The organism is Pseudomonas sp. NBRC 111131 (genome assembly GCF_001320525.1).
GTDB classification, from domain to species: domain Bacteria; phylum Pseudomonadota; class Gammaproteobacteria; order Pseudomonadales; family Pseudomonadaceae; genus Aquipseudomonas; species Aquipseudomonas ceruminis.
The window spans coordinates 40,133-55,798 of record NZ_BCBH01000003.1; the positions used below are offsets into that span (position 1 = coordinate 40,133).

Sequence of the window (15,666 nt, forward strand, 5' to 3'; positions counted from 1 at the left end):
GCTGCCTTGCAGCCCCACCTCGATCCCTCTGACATCCTCTTTTTCCAACCCCGCCAAGCTGTTACTGTACCCGATCAAAGCCCAACGCCTCTGGATCGGATGCCGACTTGATACGTCCCCTCCTGCTGTCACTCAGCCTGGCCTTGAGCTTTCCCGCAGTCGCGATGGTGAGCGAAAGCCACGGTTACGCGCAGTTCGGCACGCTCAAGTACCCAGCCACGTTCACCCACTTCGACTGGGTCAACCCGCAAGCGCCCAAGGGCGGCACCTTGCGGGCCATGGCGTTTGGCACATTCGACACGCTCAACCCCTACACCTTCAAGGGCACCAGCCCGGTGACCACGCCGAACTTCCTGCAGTACGGCGTCAGCGAGCTCAACGAAACGCTGATGGTCGGTACTGGCCAGTACGACCCCTCCGGCGACGAACCAACCTCCAGCTATGGCCTGATCGCCCGGTCGGTGGAATACAGCGAAGATCGCAGCTGGGTAGTGTTCAACCTGCGCCCCGAGGCGCGCTGGCACGATGGCAAGCCAATCACCTCGGCGGATGTGGCCTTTTCCTACCGCACCCTGCTCAAGGAAGGCCACCCGATCTACCGGACCAACCTGCAGGAGGTGCAGCGGGTCGACGTGCTCGGTCCGCTGCGCATCCGCTTCGTCTTCAAGCGCGCTGGCAACCCGCTGTTGATCCTGCGCCTGGGCGAAATGCCAGTGCTGCCCAAGCACTACTGGCAAGGCCGCGACTTCCAGGCGACTACGTTCGAGCCACCGCTGAGCAGCGGCCCTTACCGCATTACCCAGGTACAGCCTGGCCGGCGCCTAGTGTTCGAACGGGTGAAACACTACTGGGGCAAGGACCTGGCCGTGAACCGCGGCAAGTACAACTTCAACCGTGTCGAGTACGAGTTCTACCGGGACGCCACCGTGGCGTTCGAAGCCTTCAAGGCTGGCGAGTTCGACATCTATATCGAGCACCAGGCGAAAAACTGGGCCAATGGCTACAACTTCCCGGCGGTGCGCCGTGGCGATGTGATCAAGGCACAGATCCCGCACCGCATTCCGACCCAGACCCAAGGCTTGTTCATCAATAGCCGGCGCGCCACGTTCAGCGACCCCAGCGTGCGCCAGGCGCTGGGCTTGATGCTCGACTTCGAGTGGACCAACCGCGCCCTGTTCAGCAGCGCCTACCGCCGCTCAACGAGCTATTACCCCAACAGCGAATTTGCCGCCTCTGGCCTGCCCACGGGCAAGGAGTGGCTGCTGCTTGCTCCGTTCCGCGACCAGTTGCCGGAAAAGCTGTTTACCCAGCCTTACCAGGTCAGCCACACCGACGGCCGCGGCATCAGCCGCCAAACCTTGCGCCAGGCCCTTGCCCTGCTTGGGCAAGCCGGCTGGAAGCTTGATGGCCAGCGGCTGGTGGACAAGAAAGGCCAGCAACTGACCATTGAGCTGCTGTTGGTCAACCCCAACCTCGAACGCATTTTGCAACCGTATGTCGAAAACCTGGCGAGCATCGGCATCGATGCGCGCTTGCGCACGGTGGACCGCGCCCAGTACAAACAACGCCTGGACCAGTTCGACTTCGACATGATCCTGATGACCCTTAACCAGACGTTGAGCCCGGGCCTCGAGCAGTGGCTGTACTTCCATTCCAGCCAGGCCGCGACCAAGGGCAGCAAGAACTATGCGGGTGTCAAGGACCCGGTGGTCGACCACCTGCTCGACACCCTGCTGGCAGCCCGCACCCGCGACGATCAGGTCGCTGCTGCCCGCGCCCTGGACCGCGTGCTTTCCTGGCACTACTACATGATCCCGAACTGGTATCTCGACAATCACCGCCTGGCCTATCGCAACCGGTTCGCCTTCGTCACCACGCCGCCCTACACCCTCGGGCTGAACACCTGGTGGATAAAGACTTCGGAGAAAGCCCAATGATGCCTACGCACCGCCTGCGCCAGCTGGCAGGCAGCCTCCTGTTCGCTTGCCTGAGCCTGTCGGCCATGGCCGCGCCACAACACGCGCTCACCCTGTATGACGAGGCGCCGAAATACCCCGCCGACTTCAAGCACTTCGACTACGTGAACCCCGATGCACCCAAGGGTGGCACCTTCCGCCAGTCCAGCTTCGGGGGCTTCGACAGCCTCAACCCCTTCATCAACAAGGGCGTTCCTGCCGATAACGTCAGCGCCATCTACGACACCTTGATGCGTCAGAGCCTGGACGAACCGTTCACCGAGTACGGCCTGGTGGCCGGCAAGATCGAGAAAGCCCCGGACAATAGCTGGGTACGCTTCTACCTGCGCCCCGAGGCGCGCTTCCATGACGGCCACCCGATGCGCGCCGACGACGTGGTGTTCACCTTCAATGCCCTGATGAAGGACGGCGCACCGCTGTACCGCCAGTACTACGCCGACGTCGCCGAAGTGGTCGCCGAAGACCCGCTGCGGGTGCTGTTCAAGTTCAAGCACAAGAACAACCGGGAACTGCCGCTGATCCTGGGCCAGTTGCCGGTGCTGCCCAAGCACTGGTACGAAGGCCGCGACTTCAACCGTGGCAACCTGGAAATCCCCTTGGGCAGCGGCCCTTACAAGATCACCCAGGTCAAGGCCGGCCGCTCGATCCGCTATGAGCGAGTCAAGGACTACTGGGCCAAGGACCTGCCGATCAACCGCGGCCAGTTCAATTTCGATGCCATGACATTCGACGCCTACCGCGACACCGCCGTCGCCTTGGAAGCATTGAAGGCCGGGGCATTCGACTATGCCCTGGAGATAAGCGCAAAAAACTGGGCCACCGCCTACAACGTACCTGCGGTACGTGATGGTCGTCTGATCAAGGAAGAACTGCCCAACGGTAACCCCACCGGTATGCAAGGCTTCATCTTCAACATCCGCCGCCCGGTGTTCCAGGACGTGCGTGTGCGCGAGGCCCTGAGCCTGCTGCTGGACTACGAGTGGACCAACAAGCAACTGTTCAACGGCGCCTATACCCGCACCAGCAGTTACTTCGAGAACTCGGAAATGGCCGCCCGAGGCCTACCCGGCGCCGAGGAGCTGAAAATCCTCGAGCCGCTGCGCGGCCAGATTCCCGAAAAAGCCTTGACCGAGGCGTTTCACAACCCCGTCAGCGACGGCAGCGGCATGATCCGCGAACAGCAGCGCAAGGCCTACAGGTTGCTGCAGGAAGCAGGCTGGAAGATCGTCGACGACAAGATGGTCGATGCCCAGGGCAAACCAGTGGCCATCGAATTTCTGCTCGCACAGTCCGAGTTCGAACGCATCCTGCTGCCATTCAAGCGCAACCTCGCCGACCTGGGTATCGACCTGACCATCCGCCGGGTCGATGTGTCACAGTTCATCACCCGCCTGCGCTCACGGGATTTCGACATGATTGTCGGCAACTTCCCGCAGTCCAACTCCCCGGGCAATGAGCAGCGCGAATTCTGGTCAAGCGTCTCTGCCGACAACCCCGGCAGCCGCAACTACATCGGCCTGCGCGACCCGGCGATCGACCAGTTGGTGGAGCAACTGATCAACGCCGACTCCCGCCAAAGCCTGATCGACCACGCCCGTGCCCTGGACCGGGTGTTGCTGTGGGGCTACTACGTGATCCCCAACTGGCACATCAAGACCTGGCGCGTGGCCTACTGGAACCACATTGGTCACCCCAAGGTGTCGCCTAAATACGATGTCGGCATCGACACTTGGTGGATCAAGCCAGACGTGACGCCTGCCGTGACTGAAGCCGCAGCGGACGAGGCCAATTGAGATGCTGGCCTATATCCTGCGCCGCCTGCTACTGATCATCCCGACCCTGTTCGGCATCCTGATCATCAACTTCATTATTGTCCAGGCAGCCCCCGGCGGCCCGGTCGAGCAGATGATTGCCAAGCTCGAAGGCTTCGAGGGCGCCACCAGCCGTATCGCCGGTGGCGGCGCCGAAGTCTCCGTAGCCGGTTCCAACTACCGCGGCGCCCAGGGCCTGGACCCGGCCCTGATCGCCGAGATCGAGCGCATGTATGGCTTCGACAAATCGGCGCCGGAACGCTTGTGGATCATGGTCAAGAACTACGCCCAGCTGGACTTCGGCGACAGCTTCTTCCGCGACGCCAAGGTTATCGACCTGATCGCCGAGAAGATGCCGGTTTCAATCTCGCTGGGGCTGTGGAGCACGCTGATCATGTACCTGGTGTCGATCCCGCTTGGCATCGCCAAGGCGGTACGCCACGGCAGCCATTTTGACGTCTGGACCAGCTCGGCGATCATCGTTGGCTACGCCATCCCCGCCTTCCTGTTCGCCATTTTGCTGATTGTGCTGTTCGCCGGCGGCAGTTACTTCGATTGGTTCCCGCTACGCGGGCTTACCTCCAACAACTTCGACGAGCTGTCCACCACCGGCAAGGTGCTCGACTACTTCTGGCACCTGGTATTGCCGATTACCGCGCTGGTGATCGGCAACTTCGCCACCATGACCCTGCTGACCAAGAACAGCTTTCTCGACGAGATCAACAAACAGTACGTGGTCACCGCCAAGGCCAAAGGGCTGAGCCGCTCGCGCGTGCTGTACGGGCACGTGTTCCGTAACGCCATGCTGCTGGTCATCGCCGGCTTCCCCTCGGCGTTCATTGGCATCTTCTTCACCGGCTCCCTGCTGATCGAGGTGATCTTCTCCCTCGATGGCTTGGGGCTGATGAGTTTCGAAGCGGCAATCAACCGCGACTACCCGGTGGTGTTCGGCACGTTGTTCATCTTCACCCTGCTGGGGCTGGTGGTGAAACTGATCGGCGACCTCACCTACACCCTGGTCGATCCGCGCATCGACTTCGCCAGCCGGGAGCACTGACATGGCCTTGTCCCCTCTCAACCGCCGACGCTTCGAGCGCTTCAAGGCCAACCGACGCGGCTGGTGGTCACTGTGGCTGTTCCTCATCCTGTTTGGCCTGAGCCTGGGCGCCGAGCTGATCGCCAACGACAAACCGATCGCCGTGCGCTACGAAGGCCAATGGTATTTCCCAGCCTTCAAGCGCTACCCGGAAACCACCTTTGGCGGTGAATTCCCCCTCGAAGCCAACTACAAGAGCCCGTACATCCGCGAGCTACTGGCCAGCAAGGACAGCTTTGTACTGTGGGCACCGATCCCCTTCAGCTACCAGAGCATCAACTATGACCTGCGCGTCCCCGCCCCAGCCCCCCCCTCGGCGGATAACCTGCTAGGCACCGACGACCAGGGCCGGGACGTGTTGGCTCGGGTGATCTACGGTTTCCGTGTGTCGGTGCTTTTTGCCCTGACGCTGACCATCCTCAGTTCCATCGTCGGCGTCATCGCCGGCGCGCTGCAGGGCTTCTACGGCGGCTGGGTCGACCTTGCCGGCCAGCGTTTCCTGGAGGTCTGGTCCGGCCTGCCGGTGCTGTACCTGCTGATCATTCTTGCCAGCTTCGTGCAACCCAACTTCTGGTGGCTGCTGGGCATCATGCTGCTGTTCTCGTGGATGAGCCTGGTGGACGTGGTGCGCGCCGAGTTCCTGCGTGGGCGCAACCTCGAATACGTGCGCGCTGCCCGCGCCCTGGGGATGCGCAACGGTGCGATCATGTACCGGCACATTCTGCCCAACGCGATGATTTCGACCATGACCTTCATGCCCTTCATCCTCACCGGTGCCATCGGTACCCTCACCGCGCTGGACTTCCTCGGCTTCGGCCTGCCCGCCGGTTCGCCATCGCTGGGCGAGCTGGTCGCCCAAGGGAAGTCCAACCTGCAGGCGCCTTGGCTGGGTATCAGTGCCTTTGCCGTCTTGGCGATCATGCTAAGCCTGCTGGTGTTCATCGGTGAATCCGCCCGCGATGCCTTCGACCCGAGGAAGTGACATGACAGAACAGAACGTGATCGAAGTGCGTGACCTGGCGGTGGAGTTCGTTACCGGTAACCAGGTCAACCGCGTGGTCGATGGCATCAGCTTCGATATCCGCAAAGGTGAGACCCTGGCGCTGGTCGGCGAAAGTGGCTCGGGCAAGTCGGTCACTGCCCACTCGATTCTGCGCCTGCTGCCCTACCCACTCGCGCGTCACCCCAGCGGCAGCATCCGCTATGAAGGCAAGGACCTGCTGCAGCACGGCGAAAAAGCCATGCAGCGGATACGCGGCAACCGTATTGCGATGATTTTCCAGGAGCCGATGACGTCGCTGAACCCGCTGCACTGCATTGAGAAACAGATCAACGAGATCTTGTTGCTCCACAAGGGGCTGACGGGCAAGGCGGCCACGGCACGCACGCTGGAGCTGCTGGAGCTGGTAGGCATTCCCGAGCCGCGCAAGCGCTTGAAGGCCCTGCCCCATGAGCTGTCGGGTGGGCAGCGGCAGCGGGTGATGATTGCCATGGCGCTGGCCAACGAGCCAGAGCTGCTGATTGCCGATGAGCCGACCACGGCGCTCGATGTGACCGTGCAGTTGAAGATCCTCGACCTGCTCAAGGAGCTGCAGGCACGGTTGGGGATGGCGCTGTTGCTGATCAGCCATGACCTGAACCTGGTGCGGCGCATTGCGCACCGTGTGTGTGTCATGCAGCGCGGCAAGATCGTCGAGCAGGCGCAGTGCGCCACCCTGTTCAGCGCACCCCAGCATCATTACACGCAGATGTTGATCAATGCCGAGCCCAGCGGTGAGCCTGCCCATAACCCGGTTGGCGCGCCGTTGCTTGAAGTAGATGACCTCAAGGTCTGGTTCCCGATCAAGAAAGGCTTCTTGCGCCGCACGGTTGACCATGTAAAGGCGGTGGACGGGATCAATTTCAGCCTGCCGCAAGGGCAGACGCTGGGGATCGTCGGTGAGTCCGGGTCGGGGAAGTCCACACTTGGGCTGGCGATCCTGCGTTTGATTTCAAGTCAGGGCGGTATCCGCTTTCATGGGCAGGCCCTGGAGGGGTTGAACCAGAAAGAAGTGCGCCCACTGCGACGGCAAATGCAGGTGGTGTTCCAGGACCCGTTTGGCAGCCTCAGCCCACGGATGTGCGTGGCGGATATCGTTGGCGAGGGCCTGCGTATTCACAAGATAGGTACACCGGCGGAGCAGGAAGCCGCCATTGTTGCGGCGCTGGAGGAAGTCGGGTTGGACCCTGCCACTCGGCACCGCTATCCGCACGAGTTCTCCGGTGGGCAGCGGCAACGTATTGCCATTGCCCGGGCGCTGGTGTTGAAGCCTGCCTTGATTTTGCTGGATGAACCAACTTCGGCGCTGGACCGCACGGTGCAGCGGCAGGTCGTGGAGTTGCTGCGCAATCTGCAGCAGAAATACAACCTGACCTACTTGTTCATCAGCCATGACCTGGCGGTGGTCAAAGCGTTGAGCCATCAGTTGATGGTGATCAAGCATGGGCATGTTGTGGAACAAGGTGACGCCCGCGAGATCTTCCATGCGCCACAGCATGCTTATACGCAGCAGTTGCTGGAGGCGGCGTTCCTGGGTCACGACAACGGCCGGTGATTGATCGTTTCCACCTCAGCACAATGGACGCCGACGAACATACCTGGGCCTACATTTGCACCTACATGCAAGAAGGCCCGTCTGCCCTACCCCCGCCTGCCCCGCCCAAAGACCACAACGATATCCTCTGGTGCGAGTTTGCGTTGCAACTGGCACCCAAAGTAGCCTGCCCCGCTGACATGGACCTGGAATCGCGAACAGCACCTGCCGGCCACCTTCCAGCAATCGACGGTGCTTGCGGGTATGAGGGGCGTTCAGATAACAGGTGCCACTAATCGGTACCCCACTCCAGCCTCGGTGATGATGAACCGCGGCGCGGTAGGGTCATCCCCAAGCTTTTGCCGCAGGTGGCCCACCACAATGCGCAGGTAGTGAGTATTCTCCACGTGGGTCGGGCCCCAGATGTCCTTGAGCAGTTGCTGCTGGGTAATGACCCGCCCGGGGTGCCCGGCCAACTGGGCCAGTAGCGCGTACTCCTTGCGCGTCAGCGCTACCTCCACGCCGTCGAGCGTCACTTTGCGAAAGGCAAAGTCCACGGTCAACGGCCCGAAGCTTGCGGCCACCTCTCCCCCACCGGATTGCGGCACCTGGCGCAGCAGCGCGCGCACGCGGGCGAGAAATTCCTGAATGCCGAACGGCTTGGTCACATAATCATTGGCGCCGCCATCCAGCGCATCGACCTTCTGCAGCTCACTGGCACGTACAGACAGCACCATCACTGGCACCGTACTCCACTCGCGCAGTTCACGCAGCACCTGCTGGCCGTCCATATCCGGCAGGCCGAGGTCCAGCACCACCAGGTCGGGTTTGGCCAACGCAGCCTGGGCCAGCCCTTCGCCCCCGGTAGCGGCCTCGACCACCTTGTAGCCCTGGGAGGTCAGGCTGATACGCAAGAACTTGCGAATCTGCGGTTCGTCATCGATCACCAGGAGGGTGGCGGGCTGGCTCATGGCGTTTCGCTTTCGGCTTCAGGTTGTTGGGGCAGCGGCAAGCATAGTGTGATGCACGTGCCTTGGCCATCAATGCCTTCGCCTACCAGGATCTGCCCGCCATGGGCACCGATCATGCCCTGGCAGATCGCCAGACCCAGGCCAGTACCCTGCCCGCCTCGGTCGCCTCGGGCAGCAGTGTAGAACATGTCGAAAATCTTCTCGCGCTCCGCCACGGGGATGCCGGGGCCCTGGTCACTGACTGCAAAACGCAGTTGTTGGTCATTGACCGACACCTGCAATTCCAGGCGGCCTTGGGCAGGCGAGAAACGTGCAGCGTTCTCCAACACATTGATCAGCGCTTGTTCGATCAGTGCAGCATGCACGAACAGCAGCGGCAATTGGGCGGGCACGTCGGTCTGCACGCGCAGCGGTGCCAGCACTACACGCAGGCGGTTGAGGGCGCTGCCGACGATATCGGCGGGGGCGACCCAATCGCGGGCCAGCTTAAGGCCGCCGTGGCCGAGGCGAGTCATGTCCAGCAAGTTTTGGATGTAGCGGTCAAGCCGCTCGGCTTCGTTGCGGGTGCCTTCCAGCAGCTCGCGGCCGTCGTCGGCAGGGATGGCCTCGCCCAGCGCCAGCAGGCTGTCGATACTGCCGCGCATCGCGGTCAGGGGAGTGCGCAGGTCGTGGGACACCGAAGCCAATAAAGCGCTGCGCAGTTGCTCGGTTTCGCCGTGCAGGCGCGCAGCCTCGAGCTGTTCGGCCAGGCGCGCCCGCGCCAGGGCCTGGGCCAATGGTTGGCCCAGGGCCATCAGCAGGCGGCGGCGTTGTGCGCTCAGAGGATCGCCCGAACGTGGGCGCACGCCAAGCAGTGCCAGAGGGTGATCATCGACGGCCAGCGGCCACCACCACCAGCGACCATTGGGCAGCGTGTCACTGCCATGGCCTGCGGCCTGGCCATGCTGCCAGGCCCACTCGGCCGCGGCGCGTTCGTTGTCGCTCAGCGCAGGGGCTTCGCCACTGGCCTGGTGCAGTGAGCCTTCGCTGTCGCGCTCCAGCAGGCATACCTGAACGTCCTGCAAACCGTTCAGGTGCTGACCGGCAGCGTTGAACACAGCCTGGCGATCGGTGGCCACGGTCAGGCGACGTGAAAGGTCGAGCAGTTGGCTGGTCTGTGCCTGGGTCTCGCGCAAGGCTTGCAACTGGCGGCGCTGGCGTGCGGCAAGGTTGCCGGTCAGGGCCGCCATGAGCAGGAAGAACACCAGGGTCAGCACATCCTCTTCGCGCTGGATACTGAACGAAAAATTCGGCGGAATGAACAAGAAGTCGTAGGCCAGGAACGACATGGCCGCGCACGCCAGGGCAGGCCCCAGGCTGCTGCGAACGGCAACCAGCAGCACGGCGGCAAGAAACACCAGCGAGATATTGGGCAACGCCAGCACACTGGATACCGCCCACGCCAAGCCCGCCGCCAAGCCAGTGGCCAGCAGTGCCAACAGATAGTGCCGCCACACCCATACGCGGGTGACGGCAGCGCGTGTTGCCTGTGCCTGGGAATCGCGGTCGAGCACGTTGATTTCCAGGCCATGGCTTTCGCGCAACAGCCGCGCTGCCACGCCGGCGCCCAAGAACCGCCGGCGCAAGCGGTCACGGGACTGGCCGACCAGCACCAGGCTGGCCCGACGCTCGCTGGCATGCTGGATCAGCGTGCGCGCCACTTCACCTGCGCGCAGCAGCACCACTTCGCCCCCCAGACGCTCGGCCAACTGCTGAGCGGCCTGCAAACGCTGGCGGGCGGTTTCGTCGCGCAGTCGGCCATTATCCACGTGCACCAGGCTCCAGGGCAGATGCCGCCGCTGGGCCACTCGGCAGGCATGGCGCACCAGCCGTTCGGCCTGGTCGTCGCCATCGACGCCCACCAGCAAGCGCCCACGCAGGGCCGGTGCCTCCTGCCCACGCTGACGGTAGCCATGGGCCAGGTCGGCGTCCACCTGGGCGGCGGCAGTCTGCATGGCCAGTTCACGCAACGCCGTGAGGTTGGTCTGGGAGAAGTAGGCATCGATCGCGGCGCGGGCCTGCTCGGGTACGTACACCTTGCCCTCGCGCAAGCGTTCGAGCAGTTCCCGCGGGGGCAGGTCGATGAGCACCAGCTCGAAGGCCTCTTGCAGCACCCAGTCCGGCAGGGTTTCACGTACCTGCACGCCGGTGATGTCGCGGACCTTGTCGTTGAGGCTTTCCAGGTGCTGCACGTTGACGGTGGTGTATACGTCGACGCCGGCGGCCAGCAGCTCCTGCACGTCCTGCCAACGCTTGGCGTGCCGACTTCCAGGCGCGTTGGTGTGGGCAAGCTCATCGACCAGGGCCAGGGTGGGGGCGGCGTCGAGTAGGCCGTCGAGGTCCATTTCCTCGAGGGTGACGCCGCGGTATTCACTGCGCAGCAGCGGTTGCTGAAGCAGCCCGCCGAGCAGCGATTCGGTTTCGGCGCGGCCGTGGGTTTCGACTACTCCCGCCAGCACTTGCACACCTTGGCGCTGCTGGGCGTGGGCGGCCTGGAGCATGGCGTAGGTCTTGCCAACCCCAGGGGCAGCGCCGAGGAAGACCTTGAGCCTACCGCGGCCTTCGCGCGGGAGGTTGGCCAACAGCGCATCGGCGCGGGCTGCGTTACTCATGTTCGATCCTTTGATTGTTGGGCCTGATTCGCAGCCCTACTGTCACTGCGTCAACTTCTCCAACGCCTGGTTCAGCGCCAGCACATTGACCACCGGCGGCCCGATCAATGGGTGGAGGGTGGCCTCTTCCTGCAAGGCTTGCAACCTCTGCACCGGTACCTGCCGCGCCGCCGCCACCCGAGGGATCTGATAAGCCACCGCCTGGGGCGGCAAATGCGGGTCCAGTCCACTGCCGGACGTGGTCAGCAATGCCTGCGGCACCGGCCCTTGCTCCGCCCGATACCACGTGGCGGCATCAGCGGCCACCCGTTCGGCCAACGCCGGGTTGCTCGGTGCCAGGTTACTGGCACCACTGGCCACCGTGGCATAGGCCCCCGCTGAAGGCCGCGAATGGAACCAGCCATCGCCCTGAAAGTCCTGGGCAATCAGCGCCGAACCGCGCACCTGGCCCTGCGCATCGCGCACCAGGCTGCCATTGGCCTGTTCCGGGAAAGCCACCTGGGCAATACCGGTCACCGCCAGCGGGTACAGCGCGCCGGTGACCACGGTCATCAGCAGGATCAGGCTCAGCGCCGGGCGTACATAAGGGTTCATGATGGCCTCCTCAGACCAGGTGCAGTGCGTTGAGCAGCAAGTCGATCAGCTTGATCCCGGCGAACGGCACAATGATGCCGCCCAAGCCATAGATCAGTAGGTTGCGCCGTAGCAGGTGGGCAGCGCTGGCCGCCTGCACGCGTACGCCTCGCAAGGCCAGGGGGATCAGCACGATGATGATCAGCGCGTTGAACACGATGGCCGAAAGGATCGCGCTCTGCGGGCTGGCCAGGTGCATCAGGTTGAGCACGCCCAGTTGCGGGTAGATCGCAGCGAACAGTGCCGGCAAGATGGCGAAGTACTTGGCCACGTCGTTGGCGATGGAGAAGGTGGTCAGCGCTCCACGGGTCACCAGCAGTTCCTTGCCAACCTGCACCACGTCCAGCAACTTGGTCGGGTCGCTGTCCAGGTCAACCATATTGGCGGCCTCACGGGCGGCCTGGGTGCCGTCGTTCATGGCCATGCCCACGTCCGCCTGGGCCAGGGCCGGCGCGTCGTTGGCGCCGTCACCGCACATGGCCACCAGGCGGCCGTCGTTCTGCTCCTGGCGGATACGCGCCAGCTTCTTCTGCGGGGTGGCTTCGGCCAGTACGTCATCGACCCCGGCTTCGGCCGCGATGGCCGCGGCGGTAAGCGGGTTGTCGCCGGTCACCATCACAGTGCGGATACCCAGCTTGCGCAGTTCGGCAAAGCGTTCACGAATGCCCGGCTTGACCACATCCTTTAGGTGAATCACGCCCAGCAGCCGCTTGTCCACGCAGACCAGCAGCGGCGTGCCGCCACTCTGGGCAATGCGTTCGACTTCGCGGGCCAGCGCCGCCGGCATCTCCAGGCGTTGCATGCCGACAAAGGCCAGTACCGCATCGACCGCACCCTTGCGGTAGCGATGCTGCTGGAAGTCGATGCCCGACAAGCGTGTTTCGGCACTGAAGGCAATGGCTTCGAACTGCCCGGGCTGCGGCTCGACGAAATCATGCAACTGGCGCAGGTACTCGACGATGGACTTGCCCTCGGCAGTGTCATCGGCCAACGAGGCGAGCAAGGCGCCTTCGCCCAGCTCCTTGGGGGTGACCCCGGTGGCCGCGTGCAGGGCACTGCAACGGCGGTTGCCAAAGGTAATGGTGCCGGTCTTGTCGAGCATCAGCGTGTGCACATCACCGGCTGCCTCCACGGCACGGCCCGAGCGGGCGATCACGTTCAGGCGTACCAGGCGGTCCATGCCGGCGATACCAATGGCCGACAACAGCCCACCAATGGTGGTCGGGATAAGCGTCACCAGCAGCGCCGCGAGAAAGATCAGCGGCAGGCTGCCACCAACGAAATGGGCGAACGGCTGCAGCGTCACCACCACGACCAGGAAGATCAACGTCAGGCCGATCAGCAGGATGTCCAGCGCAATCTCGTTGGGGGTCTTCTGCCGCTTGGCACCTTCGACCAGGGCGATCATGCGGTCCAGGGTGGACTCCCCCGGGTTGCTGGTGATGCGGATCAGCAGCCAGTCGGAGACCAACCGGGTATTGCCGGTCACGGCCGAGCGGTCGCCGCCGGACTCGCGGATCACAGGTGCGGATTCACCGGTGATAGCCGCTTCGTTGACCGCCGCTATGCCTTCAAGCACTTCGCCATCGCCGGGGATCATCTCACCCGCCACCACCCGCACCACATCGTCCTTGCGCAGCTGGCCGGCGGCGACGGTTTCAAACCCGCCGTCGTGCTTGCGGCGTTGCGCCGTCAGGCCTTGGCTGCCGGCCTTGAGGCTGTCGGCACGGGCCTTGCCACGGCCTTCGGCCAGTGCTTCGGCGAAGTTGGCGAACAGCACGGTGAACCACAGCCATAACGCAATTTGCACAGCAACCCCGGTACTCACGCCACTGCCGGGCGCCAGGCACAGCACGGTCGTCAACACTGCGGTAAGGGCGACCACCAGCATCACTGGCGAGCGCTTTAGCTGACGGGGGTCGAGCTTGACGAACGCTTGTACCAGCGCCGGACGCCACAGGGCGGCGAAGCGCGTCTGGTCCTTGGCGCTGGATTGAGCGTTCACTTCAGGAATGGGCATGTTCATGGTCAGTTCCTCAGAAACCCAGGCTCAGGTGTTCGGCAATTGGCCCCAGGGCCAGCGTTGGCAGGAAGGTCAGGCCGCCGACCAGAAGAATGGTCACCAACAACAGGCCGGTGAACAGCGGACCGTGCGTGGGGAAACTATTGAGCCCCTGGGGCGCGCTCTTCTTCGCGGCCAGGCTGCCCGCCAGCGCCAGGATGGGCAGGATGTAGCCAAAACGGCCGATGAACATGGCCAGGCCGATCATCAGGTTGTGGAATACCGTGTTGGCGCCGAAGCCGGCGAACGCCGAACCGTTGTTGGCGGTGCCGGAGGTATAGGCATACAGCAGTTGGCTGAAGCCATGCGCACCCGGGTTGCTGACCGCTCCGGCAGGGCCCGGCAGGCTGGCAGCGATGGCACCGAGCACCAGCACGCCCACAGGCATGACCAGCAAGGTCGCCACCAGCAGTTGCACCTCCCGCGCCTGCAGCTTCTTGCCCAGGTATTCCGGTGTGCGGCCGATCATCAGGCCAGCCAGGAATACCGCTATCAGCACGAACAGCAGCATGCCGTAGAGCCCCGCACCGACCCCACCGAAGATCACCTCCCCTACCATCATGTTGACCATGGCGACCATGCCCGTGAGCGGGTTTAGGCTGTCGTGCATGGCGTTGACAGAGCCGTTGGACGCGGCGGTGGTGGTCACTGTCCATAACACCGAACCGGTGGTACCGAAGCGGCTTTCCTTACCTTCCAAAGGTGCGCTTTGCACAACCTGTGGGCTCTCCAACGCGGGGTTGGGCTGGTACTCAGACCACAACGCAGTGGCACCGCCAAGCAGGAACAGGCCAAGCATACAGGCCAGGATAGCCCGGCTCTGGCGCAGGTCCTTGACGTAATGGCCAAAGGTGAACACCAGGGCCACCGGGATCAGGATGATCGACACGACTTCAAACAGGTTGCTCCAGGCCGTAGGGTTTTCGAACGGGTGCGCCGAATTCACGCCGAAGAACCCGCCACCGTTGGTGCCCAACTGCTTGATGGCGATCTGGCTAGCGGCCGGGCCTAATGGAATGGTCTGGTCAGCGCCTTGCAAGGTGACGGCGTGGGCGTAGTCGGCGAAGGTTTGCGGCACGCCCTGCCAGACCAGCAGCAACGCCAGGAGCAGGCACAGCGGCAACAAGCCATAGAGGGTGGCGCGCGTCATGTCGACCCAGAAGTTGCCCAGGGTCGTGGCCGAGCGCCGGGCAATGCCGCGGCACAGCGCAACCAGCACAGCCAGGCCGGTGGCGGCGCTGACGAAGTTCTGCACGGTCAGGCCCAGCATCTGGCTCAGGTAGCTCACCGAGGCCTCACCGCTGTAGGCCTGCCAGTTAGTGTTGGTGACGAAGCTCACGGCGGTGTTGAAGGCCAACGACCATTCCTGCCCTGGCAAGTGCTGCGGGTTGAGCGGCAGGTAGCCCTGCAACAACAGAACGGCAAACAGCAGCACGAACCCGGCGAAGTTGAAGGCCAGCAAGGCCAGGGTGTATTGCTTCCAGTTCTGCTCCTGATCGGCACGGACCCCGGCCAGTCGATAGCAGCCCTGCTCGAGTGGCCCCAGCAGTGGCGTCAGCCAAGTGCGCCGCCCTTCCATCACGTTGTAGTAGAAACGCCCGAGCCACGGCGCCGGTAGCAGCACGATGGCAAAAAATGCCAGCAGTAACCAATAGTCGTAACTGTGCATGGCCGCTCCCTAGCTGCGATCGGCGCGCAGCAGCGCCACCAGCAGGTAAACCGCCAATGCCACTGCCAATAGCAGTGACAGCCCGTCGAGCATGTTCATGTGTGGAGCTCCCCGTGGTGCGGCGTGGGCCGCTTTGGGGAAATTGTCCGCGGGAGGGGCGTAAAGGCGCGAGATCGGCGGCCGGGGGTAGGTATAAAGAATGCGTAAAGATCAGGTTTCAGAGG

At 63.4% G+C, this 15,666-nt stretch carries 12 protein-coding genes; 6 read left to right on the top strand and 6 right to left on the bottom strand.

The window, feature by feature from the left end; translation table 11 throughout:
* Positions 1-107 precede the first annotated feature (107 nt).
* The 6 genes from APH34_RS03975 to APH34_RS30255 are packed head-to-tail and all read left to right on the top strand — an operon-like array spanning position 108 to position 7,752.
* A complete protein-coding gene (locus APH34_RS03975; protein ID WP_218187067.1) occupies positions 108-1,937 on the top strand; it encodes an extracellular solute-binding protein in 1,830 nt (609 codons plus the stop codon).
* Positions 1,934-3,769 carry an extracellular solute-binding protein gene (locus APH34_RS03980; RefSeq protein WP_054899888.1) on the top strand — a complete coding sequence of 612 codons (1,836 nt, stop codon included), beginning with the start codon at positions 1,934-1,936 and terminating at the stop codon, positions 3,767-3,769. The genes APH34_RS03975 and APH34_RS03980 overlap by 4 nt, the downstream gene beginning before the upstream one ends.
* 1 nt (position 3,770) lies before the next feature.
* Positions 3,771-4,844 carry a microcin C ABC transporter permease YejB gene (locus tag APH34_RS03985; RefSeq protein ID WP_054899889.1) on the top strand — a complete coding sequence of 358 codons (1,074 nt, stop codon included), beginning with the start codon at positions 3,771-3,773 and terminating at the stop codon, positions 4,842-4,844.
* Position 4,845: 1 nt separating this feature from the next.
* Entirely contained in the window at positions 4,846-5,865 is a 1,020-nt protein-coding gene (locus APH34_RS03990) for an ABC transporter permease (protein WP_054899890.1), read from the top strand.
* A 1-nt stretch (position 5,866) separates the two neighbouring features.
* Positions 5,867-7,477 carry an ABC transporter ATP-binding protein gene (locus tag APH34_RS03995; RefSeq protein ID WP_054899891.1) on the top strand — a complete coding sequence of 537 codons (1,611 nt, stop codon included), beginning with the start codon at positions 5,867-5,869 and terminating at the stop codon, positions 7,475-7,477.
* A gap of 23 nt (positions 7,478-7,500) precedes the next feature.
* Entirely contained in the window at positions 7,501-7,752 is a 252-nt protein-coding gene (locus APH34_RS30255; protein WP_312352033.1) for a DUF6708 domain-containing protein, read from the top strand.
* Here the strand turns inward: APH34_RS30255 and APH34_RS04000 are convergent.
* The 6 genes from APH34_RS04000 to kdpF are packed head-to-tail and all read right to left on the bottom strand — an operon-like array spanning position 7,732 to position 15,541.
* On the bottom strand, positions 7,732-8,427 hold the full coding sequence (locus tag APH34_RS04000) for a response regulator (protein ID WP_054899892.1): 696 nt from the start codon (positions 8,425-8,427) through the stop codon (positions 7,732-7,734). The genes APH34_RS30255 and APH34_RS04000 overlap by 21 nt on opposite strands.
* Positions 8,424-11,078, bottom strand: a complete 2,655-nt coding sequence (locus APH34_RS04005) for a sensor histidine kinase KdpD (protein WP_054899893.1) — start codon at positions 11,076-11,078, stop codon at positions 8,424-8,426. The genes APH34_RS04000 and APH34_RS04005 overlap by 4 nt, the downstream gene beginning before the upstream one ends.
* 42 nt (positions 11,079-11,120) lie before the next feature.
* Positions 11,121-11,672, bottom strand: coding sequence for a potassium-transporting ATPase subunit KdpC (kdpC, locus tag APH34_RS04010; RefSeq protein ID WP_054899894.1), 552 nt, complete (start codon positions 11,670-11,672; stop codon positions 11,121-11,123).
* A 10-nt stretch (positions 11,673-11,682) separates the two neighbouring features.
* Positions 11,683-13,737: a potassium-transporting ATPase subunit KdpB gene (kdpB, locus tag APH34_RS04015; protein WP_054899895.1), complete on the bottom strand. Its 2,055-nt coding sequence runs from the start codon at positions 13,735-13,737 to the stop codon at positions 11,683-11,685.
* A 10-nt stretch (positions 13,738-13,747) separates the two neighbouring features.
* Positions 13,748-15,442, bottom strand: a complete 1,695-nt coding sequence (kdpA, locus tag APH34_RS04020) for a potassium-transporting ATPase subunit KdpA (protein WP_054899896.1) — start codon at positions 15,440-15,442, stop codon at positions 13,748-13,750.
* Between the two features lie 9 nt (positions 15,443-15,451).
* The gene (gene kdpF, locus APH34_RS28535; RefSeq protein WP_082422724.1) at positions 15,452-15,541 is read right to left on the bottom strand and encodes a K(+)-transporting ATPase subunit F; all 90 of its coding nucleotides are present in this window, start codon (positions 15,539-15,541) and stop codon (positions 15,452-15,454) included.
* Positions 15,542-15,666: the final 125 nt, after the last annotated feature.